The sequence below is a fragment of the Exiguobacterium sp. U13-1 genome (genome assembly GCF_001750115.1).
In the GTDB taxonomy this organism is placed as follows: Bacteria; Bacillota; Bacilli; order Exiguobacteriales; family Exiguobacteriaceae; genus Exiguobacterium_A; species Exiguobacterium_A acetylicum.
Genome location: NZ_CP015731.1, coordinates 2,483,775 through 2,501,665 on the forward strand (window position 1 = coordinate 2,483,775; position 17,891 = coordinate 2,501,665).

Genomic DNA, 17,891 nt, shown 5'->3' on the forward strand with positions numbered 1-17,891 from the left:
TCAAAATTAGTCTTGCGGTTGGTTCGTGACGGATACTTCTTCGAAATAAAGCTCTTCTAAAGCTTTCCCGACCGGTTTATGCGATTTTGGGTTCGTGACTTTCACGCGTTTCCCGTCTTGGATTTGACGTGCACGCTTAGCGGCAACTGTAACGATCGTATATTTCGACGGTACTTTCTTTTGAAGCTTATCAACTGATGGATATAACATATCACTTAACCTCCATGGCTTTTTTATATAGGGACGCGACACGTTCCCGACTGCAATGTTCCGCTGTGACGATCGCTTGAATTCGATCACAGGCTTTATGAATTTCGTCGTTCGTCACGACATAGTCATACGCATCCATCATCTCGATCTCTTCCTTAGCGACGAGAAGACGTTGCTTGATGACTTCCTCCGATTCCGTTCCACGCCCTACGAGGCGGTTCCGCAATTCTTGGAGGCTTGGAGGTGCAAGGAATAAGAAGACAGCTTCCGGAAAATGTTCTTTGACCTGCATGGCCCCTTGAACTTCGATTTCGAGAATGACATCTTTTCCTTCATCTAGGATCTGGTTCACCCACTCGACAGGTGTTCCATAATAATTCCCTACGAATTCAGCATATTCCAAGAGTTGATTGTTCGCAATCATCTCTTCGAATTCTTCACGCGATTTAAAGAAATAGTGAACACCATCTACTTCTCCTTCGCGCGGTTGGCGCGTCGTACAGGATACCGAGTAATGCAGATCATTATCCTGATCTTCGCGCAAGGCACGACAGACCGTTCCCTTTCCGACACCACTTGGACCAGATAATACGAGTAATAAGCCACGCTCTTTGAAAATCACTTCAAAACCCCTCCATCTCACAAACTTCACATTGTTTCATATTAGCAGTAGAGACGGGAAGTTCGCAAGTCATCTTTTTTAGCTCGACTGCTTTATCATACCATAACGATGCCATTTCTGTTACCTTTAGAAAGTGAGAACGAAATCAAGAAAGAAGGTAATCGTATGGCTTTTGACGGATTGATGACGACACGTGTCGTCGAAGAACTCCAACCGCTCGTCGGAGGACGGATCAACAAGGTATACCAACCTTACACATTGGATTTAGTATTCCAGGTCCGGGCCGAGCGAAAAAACGTACTATTGCTCGCCTCTGCGAATGCCATGTATGCACGGATGCACATTACGTCGGAAGCAGTCAGCAACCCGAGTGAACCCCCACTCTTCTGCATGATGCTCCGCAAACATGTCGAAGGCGGATTCATCGAATCAATCGAACAACTCGAACGCGACCGGATCATCGTCTTACGCGTCCGGTCACGGAACGAACTCGGTGATGAGGAAGCGAAAAAAATCTATGTCGAGTTGATGGGACGTCACTCGAACATCATTTTGACCGATGGACAAGATAAGATCCTCGATGCGATCAAACACTTGCCCCTCAGTCAAAATACCTTCCGGACGATCATGCCGGGCATGACTTATCAACTTCCACCAGCACAGGATAAAGTTGATCCGCTTACAGGAGATATCGAAAAGGCGCTTCACCGGATCGACTGGAACGCCGGGAAACTCGATCGCCAGTTACTTGGTCTGTTCAGTGGTCTATCCCCGCAAATCGCAAAAGAGATCGTGACACGGGCAGGTCTTGCCAACCGGACAAATCTTGCATCTGCTTTTCAAGATGTCCTGAAGGAACTCGATGGTCCTTATGTCTTACAACGGATGGAGGGTGGTAAGGAACGCTTCGCCCCCGTCCGCTTAACGGAAGGATCCATCATCGATGAAAAGATGTTCGAGACGAGTGGTCAAGTCCTCGATGCCTTCTTCCATCAAAAAGCGAACCGCGATCGCGTCAAACAACAAGCAGCTGATCTCGAACGGTTCATCAAGAGTGAATATGATAAAAATATTCTAAAACGCTCGAAACTCGAAAAAGATTTAGAAGCGACGCTACGGATGGATGAGTGGAAACATAAAGGGGAATTACTGACGACCTATCTGTATCAGCTCGAACGTGGGATGAAGGAAGCGACAGTCGTCGATTACTATGACCCAGACGGCGCTGAGATCACGATTTCGCTCGACCCTCGCTTTTCACCGAATGAGAACGCGCAACGTTACTACAAACGGTATAACAAATTAAAAACCGCCAAAGTCGAAGTCGCGCGTCAGCTCGAGAAGAACCAAGCTGAGATTGCATATTTTGAAGGTTTGCTTGCACAGCTCGACGTCGCGTCCCCGGAAGACATTCGGGAAATGCGCGAGGAACTCGTCGAAGAAGGTTATCTGCGCGAACGACAAAAGAAGAAAAAGAAACCACAGCTCCCACAACTCGAAGCATACCGTTCTTCGACTGGTCTTCCATTCTTCGTCGGAAAGAACAATAAACAAAATGATTACGCGACGTTCAAGTTCGGTCGACGGTCCGATACGTGGCTACACACGAAGGATATCCCGGGATCGCACGTCATCATTCAAAGTGATACACCTGACGAGACGACGTTGAAGGAAGCAGCGATTGTCGCGGCTTATTTCTCGAAAGCACGTGAGTCGAGCCAAGTCCCGGTCGACTTCACGGAACTACGTTATGTCAAAAAACCGAGTGGTGCAAAACCCGGATTCGTCATCTATACGGATCAAACGACTCTTTACGTCACACCTGATCCAGATGTCGTCCAATCCTTACGTCAATGACGCTACACAAAAAAGCGCTGTTTTTCCTAAATATTACTTAGGAGAAACAGCGCTTTTTCATCGTTACTTCATTTTTTCTAACTGTTCCCGGTAATCGAGCAAATGCCCATGGATGATATCCTTCGCCTCGCTTAATTCTTGATCGAATGAGAACATCGCTTGTTTTCGTTCGTGGGAGAAGATGACATCGTAATGATGGCTGAGTAAGAAATCAATTTCCTGACCGAGCGTCTTTTCCTGTTCTTCTGTCATCGGGATATCCCGATGACTGGCAATGCTTTCAAGCAAGACGAGCAACTTGTCTTCAAGATCGACAAGCTCCTTCAGTCGAATGAACGCTTCACTTTGACCGCTCGCCACTAGTGGATATTTTTGATCTTCTTGGAGCATCAACATCATTTCCTCATGCTTGAGAATTTGTTTACGGACAGTAAGCAAGCGTCCATCATCTTGCACAAGGCTGCGCCAATCTTCCATCAACTGTTGCGTCGTTTTTTTGACGAGTAACAGTAAGCGGTCTTCATAATGTGGTGGGAAGACGATGTAATTGACGAGGACAGCAGATAATACCCCAACGACAGTCAGCAACGACCGTGATAAGGCATAGTGGACGTAGTCGGCGGTCGGGCTCTCGAACATCAACACAATTGCAAAAGCGGCGAACGTCGACATATCCGTTCGTCCAATCATCGAATTGAGGACGAGCGAGACAACGACGGCGAGTCCGATCGTCAGTGGATTGGCGCCAAGTGTCGCAACGATGGCGAGTCCACACATCAGTCCAAGTACCGTTCCGAAAATCCGATTGAAGACGATTTTGAACGACCGATGAATCGTCGGTTGCATCGCAACGATTGCCGCGACGGCTCCCATGCCTGAATAAATACCGAAGACATACCAAGAGATGCTGAGGGCAAGAGCTACCGCGATGCCGGTCTTGATCGTCCGAAGTCCAATCCGAAACTTTAATTTCACTCGAGCGTCACCTGCCCGACTTCACTATTGACTGTCACTTCCGGTTTTTCTTGTTTCGACAGTTCATAAATCGTCTCATCCTTATTCTTTTGTTTTGTATATCGGTCAGAGGCTTTAACATCGCCTCCCGTGTCAATCGTAATCGTACCGGCTGCTTTGTTTGGTTTTAGCTTTGTCGCGCCGTCAATCGTTGTGACGTCGAGACTCAACTTCGCCATGTAGTCTGATAGAGAGACACTCTCGCCTGTCACCTGCGCATGGACGGCATCCATTTCCTTGACGGTAATCGCACGTGTTGCATTCAGTGTAATCTCATCACCTTTTACTTTATCGAGACTCATCGCTTCTCCGTCCATCTCGATCGTTTTTGCGTAGATGCCCATTCCTTTCAGTGTACCGGCATCGACATCGACACGGTTCATATAACTTGGTAATCCCACTTGAATCGTGTAGTCTGCTGTTTTTTCGCTCGGACGATTGCCAAGTCGAGACAGCCAACCATCTCGTCCTGTCACCGTCACCGTATTCGTCGATGTACTGATTTTCAGTCGTTTTCCACTCGACGCACTATCGACGAGTTTGATTTGGACGTTTCCGTCTGTGCTTCGAACGAATTGTACCGTTGCGTGCGGCGCCTCGATGGCGAGAGATTTATAGCGATTCGTCGTTTTGAATGTTTCGCCGCGCGATAACAATTCCGTTGAGACGAGCAATGTGATCGAATAGATGAGGACAAGTCCGAGAATGACACCACCGTATAAATAAAGCGGTCGCTTCACTGGCCCTTTTTCTCCAATCCGATTCAACCGTGCATCCATCTTTTGTTTTTGTTTATTTTTCAAGCGTGTGAACGACGATTGTTTTCGTTTCCGCACACTCCTACTATTATGCTCTTCCATGTCAGCCCCTCCATCTCATGTCTACCATTATTCCGAATATCTGAATCGGCTGTCAACAGCCCCCTTCTTATCATAGAAGAAGTTCACCGTTTCGCCATCGGGCGGAAGAAGGAAGCGTCATCGGATGAACCACTGACATTCCAGAAGAATAATCGACAAAAAGGAGAGGAACATTGACGTTTCCTCTCCTTTGCTTAAGAACGGATTATAATTCGAGTGACTCGCCGATTGCGAGTGGATGACCCGTTTGACCTTGCGCTTCAATCTTTTCACAGAATGCGTTGGCATCTTGTTTGATTAAATCAAATGTATCGTAGTGGATCGGTACGACTGCTTTCGCTTGCAACATATCTGCAGCGATCAACGCATCATCCGGACCCATCGTGAAGTTATCACCGATCGGTAAGAAGGCTAAATCGATTTCGTGATGGGCGCCATAAAGGGCTAAATCCCCGAACAGTGCCGTATCGCCTGCATGATAGATTTCTTTCCCTTCGATCGTCAGCAAGAATCCAGCCGGCATCCCCATATACGTAATCGTCTGTTTTTCCTCATCGATGATGCTCGACGAGTGGAATGCCTGTGTCATCTTCACCTTACCAAACGAAAATTCAAACTGTCCGCCGAGATTCATCGGATGAACGTTGAGCCCTTTGAAACTTAGATACGTCGCCAGTTCATGAGTAGCAATGATTGTTGCTCCCGTGGCTTTCGCGATTCGCTCTGCATCAAGCATATGATCGGCATGGGCATGGGTTAGCAAAATAAAATCTGCCTTGACGTCATCTGGATTCGTCGTCGCTTTTTCATTACCGCTAAAGAATGGATCGATGACGAGATGGTGACCATTCGTTTCAATCGTTACTGTTGACTGTCCATGATAAGTTAGCTTCATCTAGTTCACTGCCTCTCGATTAGGATTCGGATAATTGATTCCCTTCCCCCCATGCGCATAAACCTTTCATGGCTGGTTGCAGTGTAAATGCCGCTTCTGTCAATTTGTATTCGACGTGTAAGACGGCTTCATCATACTCAATCCGCTCAATCATTCCGAGACGTTCGAGTTCTTTTAACTGATCAGTCAAGACTTTCCGAGAAATCCCGGGAATGGCACGTTGTAACTCTAAAAAACGTTTCGGACCGTTCTCTAACGTGCAATATAATTGTGGACGCCATTTTCCGCCGATGATGGCGAGCGCCCGATTGACCGGAAATTGTTCTGTCGACATGTTGTTCTCTCCTCCAGAGTAGTTACTTCAAAGTGCGTACTATGCAATCGAGTGTAGCGTAAGTTAGAGTATGCGTAAATCATTTTGCAAAAGGAGTGTTAAGCATGACGTATCCACGTAATTTTTCGCACATCGGTCTTTCTGTACCGAATCTCGACGAAGCCGTCCGTTTTTATCAAGAGGTGATGGGCTGGTATATCATCATGGAACCATCTGATGTCCTCGAAGATGATTCTGCCATCGGTGTCATGTGTACGGATGTCTTTGGTGCAGGATGGAACAAATTCCGGATTGCTCACATGGCGACAGGTGACCGTATCGGAATCGAGTTGTTCGAGTTCCCGAACAATGAACAACCCGAGAACAATTTCGAATTCTGGAAAACAGGGATCTTCCATTATGCGATCCAAGACCCAGACGTCGAAGGACTCGTCGAAAAAATCGTCGCCCACGGCGGCAAACAACGGATGCCGATCCGCGAATACTACCCTGGAGACAAGCCGTATCGGATGGTCTACTGTGAGGATCCATTCGGTAACCTCGTCGAAATCTACTCTCACTCGTATGAACTCACGTATTCGGAAGGAGCGTATTAAACATGAAAGCATGGTTAAATCACTCAGGTACAGCCATTGATCAATGGACATTCGAAGAGGTCGAAACGCCAACGCCAGGAGAAGGACAAGCTTTGATTCGCGTCAAGACCGTCGCGTTGAATCCCGTCGATTATAAAGCGACCAACAATCCAGCTTGGACGTTCCCGCATATTCCGGGCGTTGACCTAGCCGGTGTCGTCGAACAAATCGGACCAGGCGCAGAAGTAAAAGTCGGGGATCGTGTAGCGATTCATACGAACCTGCAACGCGATGGTGCTTTTGCTGAATATGCGCTCGTCGATACACGTGCCCTCGCCCTGATTCCGGAAGACGTCTCATTCGCTGAAGCCGCTGCGATTCTTTGCGCAGGTATGACAGCTTATGAAGCTATCGTCCAAAAGATGAACACGACAGGAAAAGAGACGATCCTCATTCATGCTGGTGCAGGTGGTGTTGGTGGCATCGGCATTCAACTCGCGAAACGCCTTGGTCTTTCGGTCGCAACGACTGCTTCGACGGAAAACCATGAGTGGGTCAAGCGACTCGGTGCCGATCTTGCCATTGACTATAAAAAAGAAAATGTCACGGATGTCATTCGAGATTGGACGAACGGTCGCGGTGCTGACTTGATTTTCAATACAGTCGGTCGTGACGAAGCAACAGCAGATCTCGGACGTCTTGCTTTCTCAGGACAACTTGCCTTCATCGCCGGTGGTCCTGATCAGTCAGTCGTCAAACCGTTCACGCTCTCTCCATCAATCCATGAAGTGGCACTCGCGGCTGCTTATGCCAGCGAAGATGACCGTGCGATCCGAAACCTCAGTCATATGGCAAGCGAGTTATTAAAACTCGTCGCAACAAAAGAACTCGATCCACTCGTCACGGAAGAGATTCCAGCAGCAGACATCGTCAAAGGATTGCAACGTCTATCTGAACGCCACGTCCGTGGTAAAATCATTGCTACATTCAATTAATTTCATTTTGACATGAAACAGCCGATCATCCTATTTTATAAAAGGATGATCGGCTGTTTTTGTACATATCAATGTCTAGCCATGTCCAAGATACAGGCGGCTCGATATTCACCGATAGCGCTCTTGTTTCTTGATATGTAAGGATCGTCCGACCAACTCGAAACCGACATGCTGATAGATCTTATTCGCTGTCTGGTTCGACCAATCGGTATAGAGCGTCACGACCGGATAAGACTGTAGTAGATGTTCAGATAGTTTGGCGACGAGATAAGAGGCATACCCATTTCCACGCAGTTCTTTCGGCGTATAGACGTAAGAAATCGTAATCCCAGTTTGTGTCGGACGCGTCGCTGCCGCCATTGCGACAAGCATATCTCCACTAAACAGTCCGAACAAGCTTCCTTGATGGATGTGGCGCGTCATCGACTGATGGAGTTGTGCAAGCTGTCGCTCGGAAGGACGCGGTTCGACTTCATATAAAAATCCGGACGCAAACGCTAAGGCTTGTTGTCTTTCATCGTCCGAAATCGGTCGGAAGACGACGTTTTCCGGAACATCTGGCATCTTGACCTTCGTCAGTGCATACATCCCCTGTTCCATATGTACCTCATACATGGAATGTGGAAGTAAAAGCGGTGCTAAGATGACCTGTTCTCCGACGAATCCTGGACTGTCCAGAATTCGCGCAAGCTTTCGGATCCCTTCTTGCGAGAACACATCCCCAGCGACGATGGCTTGCTCGGGTATCGTTTGCAATATGACGAGACGATGATCGCCTTCTTGTGCCGTTGCCATCAAGAGCGGTTCATCCCCACGTTCTAATATGCCAAGAATCAACTGATGGGTATCCGGACGTTCAAGCAAAAACGGGAGGACGACCTTTTTGAACTGTTCATAATCACGATAATGCGTCACCATAGTCGACGACCTCCTTTATTTTTCTAGTGTACCAAATCTCACACGAGAAATCGTAGGTCGTCCGACGGAATCTATCGATTTTAAACGTTCGCTGTAAAACGTTCACTCCAAGCAACTGGATCTTTCGACCAATCCGCCAACTGTTTTTGCTCTTCTATAGTAATATCGCCTTGTTGTTGCGCCGTTTCGAGTAACGCTTCAAACGTCAGTAATGCATCCGATTCAATTTTTGCGTCGCGGAGATTGTTTGACAAGCGCTCCATCCCGTATGAGAAGATCGCTTGAATGCGAACGACATCTGCCCCTTTCGCTTGCAAGGCTTCCGCTGCCTCGATCGCAGACATCCCGGTCGATAATAAATCTTCGATGACGACGACACGTTGTCCAGGCTGAATGACACCTTCGATTTGATTCCCTTTACCGTGTTTCTTGTTGCCACTACGTACGTAGACCATCGGTAATCCTAATCGTTCCGCGACGAATGCTGCGTGTGGAATACCTGCCGTCGCGGTTCCCGCAATCACATCGACTGCAAGTCGCTTCACTTTCTCTGCGAGTGCATCCGCAATCAACGAACGAACTTCCGGGTACGAGAGCGTCAAACGATTATCACAATAGATTGGTGAACGAAGTCCACTCGCCCATGTGTATGGATCGTTTGGCGATAAGGTGACGGCTTCAATACGGAGTAACGAACTAGCGATTGGATTTACCATGAGAATTGCCCCTTCCATTGTTCAAGTAACATCTGATAGACCTGTTCGGGATGTTCAGCACGTGTAATCGGACGACCGATCACTAAATCCGACGCTCCATTTTGACGAGCGTCAAGAACGGTCGCGACACGCTTTTGATCATCCGCTTGACTGTTCGTCGGACGAATGCCGGGTGTGACGAACCGAAAATCTGCTCGACAGGCTGGAACTAATTCCGGAAGATCGAGTGCTGAACAAACGATACCATCTAGTCCCGCTACTTCTGCGAGTTGCGCATACTCACGAACGACAGTCGGCATCGCTCCTTCAATCTTTAAATCGCGTAACATCGCTTCATCCGTCGATGTCAACTGAGTCACGCCAATCAGTTGTGTCTCGGCGTTCGTCTCACGCAGTCCTTCTCGCGCCGCGATCATCATCTCTCTCCCACCGGCAACATGGACGTTCGTCAGATCGACGCCTAGCTGTCCGATGATACGCATCGTCCGGCGCGCCGTTTCTGGAATGTCGTGGACTTTGACATCGAGGAATACCGCATGTCCACGCTCGACGAGTTTACGGACGAACGTTCCGCCTGCTGCATAAAACAATTCCATCCCGACTTTTACGGCCGGTCGTGTCGTTTCGAACCGTTCGAGAAACGAAAAGACTTCTGCTTCGGTCGGAAAATCAAGCGCGATGTAAAGTTGATTCATATGCTTTCCCCCTAATGTCTAAAATATGATCGATACCCAGTTCGTCCATGCGTTCCGGTAACTGCTGAATCAATTCTTGACAGATGTATGGATTGACGAAGTTTGCAGTACCGACGGCAACAGCCGAAGCCCCAGCGTAAATCATTTCCAAGACGTCATCGACCTCCATCACGCCACCCATGCCGATGATCGGGATCGAGACGACTTGTGCAACATCATGAATCATCCGAATCGCGACTGGTTTGATTGACGGACCAGATAATCCACCAATCCGATTGGCAAGGATTGGCTGCCCCGTCCGGACATCGATTCGCATCCCAACGAGTGTATTGATCATCGTCAGACCATCTGCACCAGCGTTCTCGACGGCACGAGCCATCTCGACGATCGAGGTGACGTTCGGTGATAGTTTGACGTAAACCGGTTTAGTCGAGACCCGTTTCACACGTCGTGTCAACTCAGCAGCAAGCAACGGATCCGTCCCAAATTGAATCCCACCCGATTTGACGTTCGGACAGGAAATATTTAATTCCAGTGCATGAATGCCAGGATGCCGACTCATTTTCTCCGCGACGAGCTCATATTCTTCCGGTGTCGAACCCGCGACATTGGCGATGATTGCCGTATCGAACGTCTCGAGGAAAGGCAATTTATTCGTTAGGATGCCATCGACACCCGGGTTTTGGAGACCAATTGCATTCAGCATCCCCATGCCACTCTCTGCGACACGTGGCGTCGGGTTTCCGTAGCGTTCTTCCCCCGTCGCTGCTTTAATCATGATCGCCCCAAGCTCTGATAAATCATACAACTTCGCATATTCCTCACCGAATCCAAAACATCCGGATGCTGGCATGATCGGATTTTTTAAAGAGAGTCCCGGTAACTCGACACGCAATCGTTCCGTCATAATACGACCTCCTCTGCCCGAAAGACTGGACCATCGGAACACGTCTTAACGTACCCGCCCGTCGGTGTTTTACAGACACAGGCAAAGCATGCTCCAATGCCGCATCCCATTCGGTTTTCGATCGACAGATACTTATGTTCGATTGGTTGTTGCTGTAACGTTCGCAACATCGGTTCCGGTCCGCAGGCGAGTAGGACGTCGTAGCTTTCTGGACGTAAGGCTGCCGTGACGAATCCTGTCGTGCCATGCGTTCCATCGACGGTCGTAACCGTCGTCTTACCGAGTGCTTGGAATTCCGCTTCGTAAAAAACACTTGTTGCCGTATCAAATCCTAGAATCGCTTCACATGTCACGCCCCGGGCGACAAGTTGGCGCATCGTCTCATACAGCGGCGGGACACCGATCCCACCACCAACGAGGACGACGCGTTGAGCGGGATGGATAGCAGCAATCGGAAACCCGTTTCCAAGCGGTCCGAGGGCATCGATCGTATCATCCGGACGCAAAGAAGCCAGTTCTGCTGTTCCTTGTCCGATTTCTTTAAAGAGAAACGTGATCAAGTCACGATCGACCCGGGCAATCGAGATCGGTCGGCGTAAGAGTGGACCGACGCGCAGATGCATGAATCGCCCTGGCGCGATGTCCTGAGGTTGCTCGAGGCGACAGACGAGTTCTGTCGCACCTTGAGCTACCTTTCGTCGAGAGACGACCGTCAAGAGTTGCTTCATTGGATCACCACTTTCTTTTCATGTGTGAAGGCTTGGATTGCACTGGCTTCAAACGAGCGACTTTCGATGACACGTAGAATTGCTTCCGCTGTATCGAGTGATGTCAGACAGACGACTTGATTCTCGGCTGCTGCCCGGCGAATGATGAAGCCGTCTTTTGTGACTTGTGAGTCCCGACTCATCGTATTGATGACATATTCGATTTCTCCTTTTTCAATCACGTCGAGCATCGATTCGGAAGACGAGTCGATTTTGCCGACCGTCTGGACCGGTAATCCTTGTTCCGTCAAGTAGGCTGCCGTTCCTTCCGTTGCAAGTAGCGTGAATCCCAGTGAGGCAAAGCGTCGTGCAAGATCCGTCATTTCTGCTTTATCTGGATCTGCGACCGTCAAGAGGACACGACCGTGCTCTGGAATTGCCATCCCTGATGCGAGCAACCCTTTATAGAGCGCTTTTTCAAGCGTCCGGTCCGTTCCGATGACTTCACCGGTTGATTTCATCTCCGGTCCGAGTGTCGGATCAACTTCTTTAAGCTTCGCAAATGAGAAGACCGGTACTTTGACCGAGACGAGTGGTTCTTCCGGTAGGACACCACTTGTTAATCCATAAGAAGCGAGTGTCTCACCGAGAATGATGTCCGTTGCGAGACGCGCGACCGGAAGTCCCGTCACTTTCGAGATGAATGGCACCGTCCGGCTAGCACGCGGATTGACTTCAAGGACATAGAGAGCGCCGTCCGCGTAGACGAACTGGATGTTGAGTAAGCCTTTGATGCCGAATGCTTTCGCAATCCGTGTCGTGTAGTCGACGATCCGGTCCTTGATGTCTTGGGAGACACGTTGTGGCGGATAGACACCAATCGAGTCACCCGAGTGAACACCGGCACGTTCGATGTGCTCCATGATGCCTGGAATGACGACATCCGTTCCGTCGCAGATCGCGTCGACCTCGAGTTCGATTCCTGTCAGGTAGCGGTCAACGAGGACCGGTCGTTCCGGTGAGGCGATGACCGCGTGTTTCATGTAATGTTCCAGTTCTTCTTGAGCATAGACGATTTCCATTGCCCGACCGCCGAGGACGTACGATGGACGAACGAGAACCGGGTAACCGAGTGACGCTGCTGCCGTGACCGCTTCTTCGACTGTCACGGCCGTTTTACCTGGTGGCTGTGGAATGTCGAGCGCCGTCAATGCTGCTTCGAACTGTTTCCGGTCCTCAGCCCGGTCGAGATCCTCAAGCGATGTCCCGAGGATTTTTACACCTTCTGCTGCTAATGACTCGGCTAAGTTGATCGCTGTCTGTCCACCGAACTGGACGATGACACCGAGCGGACGTTCATTTCGGATGACTTCCAGTACATCCTCCGTTGTCAGTGGTTCAAAGTAAAGCCGATCGGAGATCGAGAAGTCGGTCGACACCGTTTCTGGATTGTTGTTGACGATAATTGCTTCGTAGCCAGCTTGACGAATCGCCTGAATCGAATGGACTGTCGCATAATCGAACTCAACGCCTTGACCAATCCGGATCGGTCCCGATCCTAGGACGAGAATCGAAGAACGGTTCGTCGCGATCGCTTCATTTTCGCGTTCGTATGTCCCGTAGTAGTACGGCGTGTCGGACGCGAACTCTGCCGCACACGTATCGACCATCTTATAGACCGGGTGAATCGCTTGTGCTTCACGCATCCGGCGAATCTCCGTTTCCGTTTGTCCGGTGATCCGGGCGAGCATCGGGTCACTGAATCCATACCGCTTCACATGCAGGAGTAGTTCAGGTGTCAAACCAGCTGCGACCGATTGCTCGAGCTGCCAAATATGGTGCAACTTCTCTAGGAACAGGCGATCAATCGCCGTCCAGTCATGAATCTGTTCGACGCTGTAACCGCGGACGAAGCCCGCGTACAAGGCGAAGAGTCGATCGTCCGTCGCTTGGCGAATCGCTTGTTGTAAGGCATCGTCTGCCATTTCGATGAAGCGTGGCATATACAGATCCGCTGTACCGATCTCGAGCGAACGAACGGCTTTTAGTAAGGCCTCTTCCATCGTCCGTCCCATTGCCATGACCTCACCAGTTGCTTTCATCTGTGTTCCGAGTGTTCGGTCTGCCGTTTCGAATTTATCGAACGGCCAGCGCGGAATCTTGGCGACGACATAATCGAGTGCCGGTTCGAAGGAAGCAAAACTTGTCTCGGTGATCGGGTTCTTTAATTCGGATAAGGCATACCCGACGGCAATTTTCGCAGCCAGTTTTGCGATTGGGTAACCCGTTGCTTTTGACGCGAGTGCAGACGAGCGTGAGACACGTGGATTGACTTCGATGACATAGTAGTCGAAGCTCGTCGGATCCAGTGCGAACTGGATGTTACATCCACCCTCAATCCCGAGTGCACGAATGATATCGAGCGAGACGTTTCGTAGCAATTGATAATCGCGATCCGATAGCGTTTGTGTCGGAGCGAAGACGATCGAGTCTCCAGTATGAACACCGACGGGATCGAAGTTTTCCATCGCACAGACGATGATCGCCTGATTCGTCGCATCGCGCATGACTTCGAACTCGACTTCCTTCATCCCGGCAATTGATTTTTCTAGAAGTACTTGTGTTGCCGGACTTGCCTTGAGTCCCCCTTCGACGATTCGCGTGAACTCTTCTGGTGTGTTGGCGATTCCACCGCCCGTTCCTCCAAGCGTATACGCCGGACGGATGATGATCGGTAAACCGATCTGTTGCCGGAATTGTTGTGCCTCTTCAAGCGTATGCACGATTTCACTGTCCGGCACACCATGCCCGCGTTTAAACATCAGTTGACGGAACAAATCACGATCTTCTGCCTCTTCGATTGCTGACAATTTCGTACCAAGTAACTCGACACCATACTCAGCAAGGACACCGAGACGATCCAGCTCGACAGCCAAGTTCAGACCCGTTTGACCCCCGAGTGTCGCAAGTAAGGCGTCTGGTCGCTCCTTGCGGATGATCCGCGAGACGAACTCTGCTTGGAGGGGCTCGATGTAGACACGATCAGCGACCGTTGGATCCGTCATGATCGTTGCTGGGTTCGAGTTGACGAGGATGACTTCATATCCTTCTTCCTTCAAGGCTTGACACGCTTGTGTTCCAGCGTAGTCGAATTCAGCTGCTTGTCCGATCACGATAGGACCGGACCCGATAACGAGAATTTTCTGGATATCTTGACGTTTAGGCATGAGAGACCTCCTGTTGTTTCGTGATTTCTTCTAAAAACTGTTGGAATAGACCGTTCGCATCCATCGGACCAGGTGATGCTTCCGGATGGTACTGGACGGAGAAGACCGCTGCTGTCGTATGACGGATTCCTTCGACCGTTCCGTCATTGATCGCAAGATGCGTCACTTCAAGCACGGTATCGCGTAATGACTGTTCGTCGACGGCATACCCGTGGTTTTGCGACGTGATATCGACGCGACCTGTCCGGATATCTTGGACTGGATGATTCGCCCCTCGGTGACCGAATGGGAGCTTGAACGTATCCGCCCCGTGCGCTAGTGCGATCAACTGATGACCGAGACAGATGCCGAAGATGACAACTTTTCCCGTCAATTCTTGAATCATCGGAATCGCTGTCGGGACATCCTTTGGATTCCCTGGTCCGTTCGACAGCATCACACCGTCTGGACGATAGCGTAAGACTTCCGTTGCACTGACGTCGTAGGGCACGACGACGACTTCACAGCCGCGTTTGACGAGTTCACGGACGATCCCGAGCTTCGCACCGAAGTCGACGAGGACAATCCGCGGTCCAGCGCCCGGAATGATGTACGCTCGTTCCGTCGAGGCCCGCTTGACTTGATCCGTCTCGATAGGGGCGTTTTGAAGATGAACCAGTTCTGCTGCTAAATCGAACTCACCATCAACGAGTCGTCCGCGCATGACGCCTTTCGAACGGATATGTCGTGTCAGTTGACGCGTATCGATTCCACTTAATCCTGGGATGTCGAGATCTTGGAGTGCTGCATCGAGTGACATCTCACTCCGGAAGTTCGACGGTGTCTGACAATGTTCACGTACGATCAATGCTTTAGCGAGTGGACGCGTCGTTTCATAATCTTCTCGGTTAATCCCGTAGTTTCCGATCAACGGATTCGTCAACACGATCATCTGATCGCAGTAAGATGGATCCGATAACATTTCTTGATACCCTGTCATTCCGGTCTGAAAGACGACTTCTCCTGTTGTTGTCGTATCCGAGCCAAACGCTGTTCCTTCAAACGTCATCCCATCCTCTAGTATCAGTGTCCGTTTATGCATGTGCTGTGTCCTCCTTGAATACGATTTCTCCCTTGACGAGCGTCATGACCGGGAATCCTTTTAACCGTTCTCCTGCGAACGGTGTGTTCTTACCTTTTGAGCGGAATCGTTCCGGTGATATGGTCCGCTCTGTTTCTAAATCAAGCAGAACCAAATCTGCTTCCGCCCCCACTTCGAGTTTGCCGTAAGGAAGTTCAAAGATCGCTGCTGCCTTGTCTGTCAAATTCCGAATCAGTGTTTCAAGTGTCATCTCACCTTCAGCGACGAGTTTCGTATAGAGCAATGGGAAGGCCGTCTCAAACCCTGTGATGCCGAACGGGGCGCGTTCGATACCGAGTGCCTTCTCTTCTGCCGCATGAGGAGCATGATCGGTCGCGATGCAATCAATCGTTCCGTCCGCTAGCCCCTCGAGCAATGCTTGGCGATCCGCTTCACTCCGCAGGGGAGGATTCATTTTAAAGTTCGGATCCTGATTCGGTATGTCTTCATCGATCAACACGAGATGGTGTGGTGTGACTTCTGCCGTCACCCGGATCCCGGCTCGTTTCGCATCACGGATGACACGGACCGATTCTTTCGTCGAAACGTGACAAACATGGTAATGGCAGCCAGTCTCTTCGGCGATCAGGACATCCCGGGCGATGTGGATACTCTCAGCAAGCGATGGAATACCTTGTAGTCCTTCCCGTCGACTATAGTTCCCCTCGTGCACACACCCTGCTTTTAATGAATCATCTTCGCAGTGGGCAACGATCGTTTTCCCGAGCCGTGCCGCTTGTTGCATCGCTGTCCGCATGACTGCTGCCGTCTGGACACCGACACCGTCATCCGTGAACGCAACAGCATCTGTTAGTTGGTCGAACGCGACGAGTTCTTGTCCGAGTTGATTTTTTGAAATCGCCGCGTAAGGCAAAACCCGGACGGACGCCGTTTCTTCAATCTTTCGGAACAAGGCATCGAGTGTTTGGCGATCGTCCGGTACAGGACGCGTGTTCGGCATCGGACAAATCGTCGTGAATCCTCCCGCTGCCGCCGCTGCTGTGCCGGTCGCAATCGTTTCCTTATGTTCGCCACCCGGTTCCCGTAGATGGACATGGATGTCGACGAATCCTGGTGCAACGAATAAGCCGGATGCATCAATGACCGTTTCTCCAGCTTGTGGTGTTGCTGCTAAATCCGTAATTTTCCCGTCATCGATTCGAATATCCCCCGTCCGAACTTGTCCCGCCTCGAACCATCTTGCATTCTCAATTCGTGTTATCATCTTCATCGTCTCCTTTGATTGATTTCGTTGAAAAGCACCATTCCAGAATCGCCATGCGGGCAAAGACACCGTTTTTCATCTGTTCAAAGATCCGTGATCGCGGATGTTCAACCAGTTCGTCGGCAATCTCGACTCCTCGATTGACCGGTGCCGGATGAAGCACGATTGCGGAATTCTTCAGACGGTTCATCCGCTCATGCGTTAATCCATACGTCGCGTGATAGTCTGCTGGATCAAATCGAGTCGTCCCGTCATGCCGTTCGTGCTGGACACGCAGTAACATCAAGATGTCGCACTGTTCGACGGCTTCATCCATCGAAAGATGTGGAATCCCCATCGCCGGATCGTACCACTCAACTGGTCCTGATCCATAGACGATGGCACCGAGTCGCTTTAAGATATCCGCATTCGACCGGGCGACGCGACTATGTTGTAAGTCCCCACAGATGACGACGACTTTTCCTTCGACCGTTCCGTACGTCTCGACCATCGTCATCAGATCGAGTAAGGACTGGGACGGATGTTGACCGCTCCCGTCTCCCGCATTGATGATCGGAATATCGAGCGTTGCTAGTAGTTCTTCGTAATAGCCGGTCGCCCCGTGACGAATGACCAACCCATCTGCGCCGATTGCTTCAAGCGTCTTGCACGTATCGAGTAACGTCTCCCCTTTTTGTACGGAGGAAGTCGCGGTTTCGAACGGTAGTAGATACATGTTCAGGCGATGCTCTGCCATCTCAAAGGAAGAGCGTGTCCGGGTCGAGTTTTCAAAGAACAGATTGACAAGTGTCTTATCGGAAAAATCTGGTGCTGGCTCGCCCCGTTTAAAAGCGAGACTGCGCTCAATCAAAGAATTGATCTCTGTCGTGGATAAGCTTTCTAAATTGACGAAATGCCGGTTTTTTAGGATTGTCTTCATATCATTCACTCCTTTTCAGGTCATGAAAAAGGCGCACCTTCTAAGTGAAGGTGCGCCGAAAGAAGGCAGAGTGATTCCCTGCATCTTTTCATGGC

At 50.0% G+C, this 17,891-nt stretch carries 18 protein-coding genes; 3 read left to right on the plus strand and 15 right to left on the minus strand.

All coding sequences use genetic code 11. From position 1 onward, the window contains the following. Window positions 1-6: 6 nt before the first annotated feature. Both rpoZ and gmk read right to left on the minus strand, forming a co-directional pair. The gene (gene rpoZ / locus ESP131_RS12995; protein ID WP_029342114.1) at window positions 7-210 is read right to left on the minus strand and encodes a DNA-directed RNA polymerase subunit omega; all 204 of its coding nucleotides are present in this window, start codon (window positions 208-210) and stop codon (window positions 7-9) included. 1 nt (window position 211) lies between these two features. Continuing rightward, window positions 212-829: a guanylate kinase gene (gmk, locus tag ESP131_RS13000; protein WP_174316772.1), complete on the minus strand. Its 618-nt coding sequence runs from the start codon at window positions 827-829 to the stop codon at window positions 212-214. A 168-nt stretch (window positions 830-997) separates the two neighbouring features. Here gmk and ESP131_RS13005 point away from each other — a divergent pair, with 168 nt between their 5' ends. Then, window positions 998-2,689, plus strand: coding sequence for an Rqc2 family fibronectin-binding protein (locus ESP131_RS13005; RefSeq protein ID WP_029342115.1), 1,692 nt, complete (start codon window positions 998-1,000; stop codon window positions 2,687-2,689). A 63-nt stretch (window positions 2,690-2,752) separates the two neighbouring features. Here the strand turns inward: ESP131_RS13005 and ESP131_RS13010 are convergent, their stop codons facing one another. The 4 genes from ESP131_RS13010 to ESP131_RS13025 all read right to left on the minus strand — a co-directional run bounded on the left by ESP131_RS13010 (window position 2,753) and on the right by ESP131_RS13025 (window position 5,792). Then, window positions 2,753-3,664 (minus strand): FUSC family protein, encoded by a 912-nt coding sequence (locus tag ESP131_RS13010; protein WP_029342116.1) that lies wholly within the window; start codon window positions 3,662-3,664, stop codon window positions 2,753-2,755. Further along, window positions 3,661-4,563 carry a DUF4097 family beta strand repeat-containing protein gene (locus tag ESP131_RS13015; RefSeq protein WP_029342117.1) on the minus strand — a complete coding sequence of 301 codons (903 nt, stop codon included), beginning with the start codon at window positions 4,561-4,563 and terminating at the stop codon, window positions 3,661-3,663. The genes ESP131_RS13010 and ESP131_RS13015 overlap by 4 nt, the downstream gene beginning before the upstream one ends. Window positions 4,564-4,768: 205 nt before the next feature. Beyond that, window positions 4,769-5,458: a metal-dependent hydrolase gene (locus ESP131_RS13020; RefSeq protein WP_029342118.1), complete on the minus strand. Its 690-nt coding sequence runs from the start codon at window positions 5,456-5,458 to the stop codon at window positions 4,769-4,771. A 19-nt stretch (window positions 5,459-5,477) separates the two neighbouring features. Next, a complete protein-coding gene (locus ESP131_RS13025; protein ID WP_023468777.1) occupies window positions 5,478-5,792 on the minus strand; it encodes a winged helix-turn-helix transcriptional regulator in 315 nt (104 codons plus the stop codon). Window positions 5,793-5,896: 104 nt separating this feature from the next. On the opposite strand from ESP131_RS13025, the gene ESP131_RS13030 reads away from it, so the two are divergent. Then, on the plus strand, window positions 5,897-6,388 hold the full coding sequence (locus ESP131_RS13030) for a lactoylglutathione lyase family protein (RefSeq protein WP_023468778.1): 492 nt from the start codon (window positions 5,897-5,899) through the stop codon (window positions 6,386-6,388). Between the two features lie 2 nt (window positions 6,389-6,390). Beyond that, a complete protein-coding gene (locus ESP131_RS13035) occupies window positions 6,391-7,362 on the plus strand; it encodes a zinc-binding dehydrogenase (protein WP_069940839.1) in 972 nt (323 codons plus the stop codon). 108 nt (window positions 7,363-7,470) lie between these two features. Here the strand turns inward: ESP131_RS13035 and ESP131_RS13040 are convergent, their stop codons facing one another. The 9 genes from ESP131_RS13040 to ESP131_RS13080 all read right to left on the minus strand — a co-directional run bounded on the left by ESP131_RS13040 (window position 7,471) and on the right by ESP131_RS13080 (window position 17,796). Then, window positions 7,471-8,280: a GNAT family N-acetyltransferase gene (locus ESP131_RS13040; RefSeq protein ID WP_069940840.1), complete on the minus strand. Its 810-nt coding sequence runs from the start codon at window positions 8,278-8,280 to the stop codon at window positions 7,471-7,473. Between the two features lie 80 nt (window positions 8,281-8,360). Beyond that, window positions 8,361-9,002, minus strand: a complete 642-nt coding sequence (gene pyrE / locus ESP131_RS13045; RefSeq protein ID WP_419718203.1) for an orotate phosphoribosyltransferase — start codon at window positions 9,000-9,002, stop codon at window positions 8,361-8,363. Continuing rightward, entirely contained in the window at window positions 8,990-9,691 is a 702-nt protein-coding gene (gene pyrF, locus ESP131_RS13050; protein ID WP_069940842.1) for an orotidine-5'-phosphate decarboxylase, read from the minus strand. The genes pyrE and pyrF overlap by 13 nt, the downstream gene beginning before the upstream one ends. Continuing rightward, the gene (locus ESP131_RS13055) at window positions 9,666-10,598 is read right to left on the minus strand and encodes a dihydroorotate dehydrogenase (RefSeq protein WP_029342122.1); all 933 of its coding nucleotides are present in this window, start codon (window positions 10,596-10,598) and stop codon (window positions 9,666-9,668) included. The genes pyrF and ESP131_RS13055 overlap by 26 nt, the downstream gene beginning before the upstream one ends. After that, window positions 10,595-11,326: an iron-sulfur cluster-binding protein gene (locus tag ESP131_RS13060; protein WP_029342123.1), complete on the minus strand. Its 732-nt coding sequence runs from the start codon at window positions 11,324-11,326 to the stop codon at window positions 10,595-10,597. Before ESP131_RS13060 ends, ESP131_RS13055 begins: the two co-directional genes overlap by 4 nt. Beyond that, window positions 11,323-14,532, minus strand: a complete 3,210-nt coding sequence (gene carB / locus ESP131_RS13065) for a carbamoyl-phosphate synthase large subunit (RefSeq protein WP_055968653.1) — start codon at window positions 14,530-14,532, stop codon at window positions 11,323-11,325. Before carB ends, ESP131_RS13060 begins: the two co-directional genes overlap by 4 nt. Continuing rightward, a complete protein-coding gene (locus tag ESP131_RS13070) occupies window positions 14,525-15,613 on the minus strand; it encodes a carbamoyl phosphate synthase small subunit (protein WP_029342125.1) in 1,089 nt (362 codons plus the stop codon). Before ESP131_RS13070 ends, carB begins: the two co-directional genes overlap by 8 nt. Continuing rightward, window positions 15,606-16,877 carry a dihydroorotase gene (locus tag ESP131_RS13075; protein WP_029342126.1) on the minus strand — a complete coding sequence of 424 codons (1,272 nt, stop codon included), beginning with the start codon at window positions 16,875-16,877 and terminating at the stop codon, window positions 15,606-15,608. The genes ESP131_RS13070 and ESP131_RS13075 overlap by 8 nt, the downstream gene beginning before the upstream one ends. Next, window positions 16,861-17,796, minus strand: a complete 936-nt coding sequence (locus ESP131_RS13080) for an aspartate carbamoyltransferase catalytic subunit (RefSeq protein WP_029342127.1) — start codon at window positions 17,794-17,796, stop codon at window positions 16,861-16,863. The genes ESP131_RS13075 and ESP131_RS13080 overlap by 17 nt, the downstream gene beginning before the upstream one ends. Between the last annotated feature and the right edge of the window lie 95 nt (window positions 17,797-17,891).

What these genes read in the sequence shown, in the direction of transcription:
- rpoZ (WP_029342114.1), bottom strand. Translation starts at nt 210, where the DNA reads ATGTTATATCCATCAGTTGATAAGCTTCAAAAGAAAGTACCGTCGAAA.
- ESP131_RS13005 (WP_029342115.1), top strand. Translation starts at nt 998, where the DNA reads ATGGCTTTTGACGGATTGATGACGACACGTGTCGTCGAAGAACTCCAA.
- ESP131_RS13015 (WP_029342117.1), bottom strand. Translation starts at nt 4,563, where the DNA reads ATGGAAGAGCATAATAGTAGGAGTGTGCGGAAACGAAAACAATCGTCG.
- ESP131_RS13020 (WP_029342118.1), bottom strand. Translation starts at nt 5,458, where the DNA reads ATGAAGCTAACTTATCATGGACAGTCAACAGTAACGATTGAAACGAAT.
- ESP131_RS13025 (WP_023468777.1), bottom strand. Translation starts at nt 5,792, where the DNA reads ATGTCGACAGAACAATTTCCGGTCAATCGGGCGCTCGCCATCATCGGC.
- ESP131_RS13030 (WP_023468778.1), top strand. Translation starts at nt 5,897, where the DNA reads ATGACGTATCCACGTAATTTTTCGCACATCGGTCTTTCTGTACCGAAT.
- ESP131_RS13035 (WP_069940839.1), top strand. Translation starts at nt 6,391, where the DNA reads ATGAAAGCATGGTTAAATCACTCAGGTACAGCCATTGATCAATGGACA.
- ESP131_RS13040 (WP_069940840.1), bottom strand. Translation starts at nt 8,280, where the DNA reads ATGGTGACGCATTATCGTGATTATGAACAGTTCAAAAAGGTCGTCCTC.
- pyrF (WP_069940842.1), bottom strand. Translation starts at nt 9,691, where the DNA reads ATGAATCAACTTTACATCGCGCTTGATTTTCCGACCGAAGCAGAAGTC.
- ESP131_RS13055 (WP_029342122.1), bottom strand. Translation starts at nt 10,598, where the DNA reads ATGACGGAACGATTGCGTGTCGAGTTACCGGGACTCTCTTTAAAAAAT.
- ESP131_RS13060 (WP_029342123.1), bottom strand. Translation starts at nt 11,326, where the DNA reads ATGAAGCAACTCTTGACGGTCGTCTCTCGACGAAAGGTAGCTCAAGGT.
- carB (WP_055968653.1), bottom strand. Translation starts at nt 14,532, where the DNA reads ATGCCTAAACGTCAAGATATCCAGAAAATTCTCGTTATCGGGTCCGGT.
- ESP131_RS13070 (WP_029342125.1), bottom strand. Translation starts at nt 15,613, where the DNA reads ATGCATAAACGGACACTGATACTAGAGGATGGGATGACGTTTGAAGGA.
- ESP131_RS13075 (WP_029342126.1), bottom strand. Translation starts at nt 16,877, where the DNA reads ATGATAACACGAATTGAGAATGCAAGATGGTTCGAGGCGGGACAAGTT.
- ESP131_RS13080 (WP_029342127.1), bottom strand. Translation starts at nt 17,796, where the DNA reads ATGAAGACAATCCTAAAAAACCGGCATTTCGTCAATTTAGAAAGCTTA.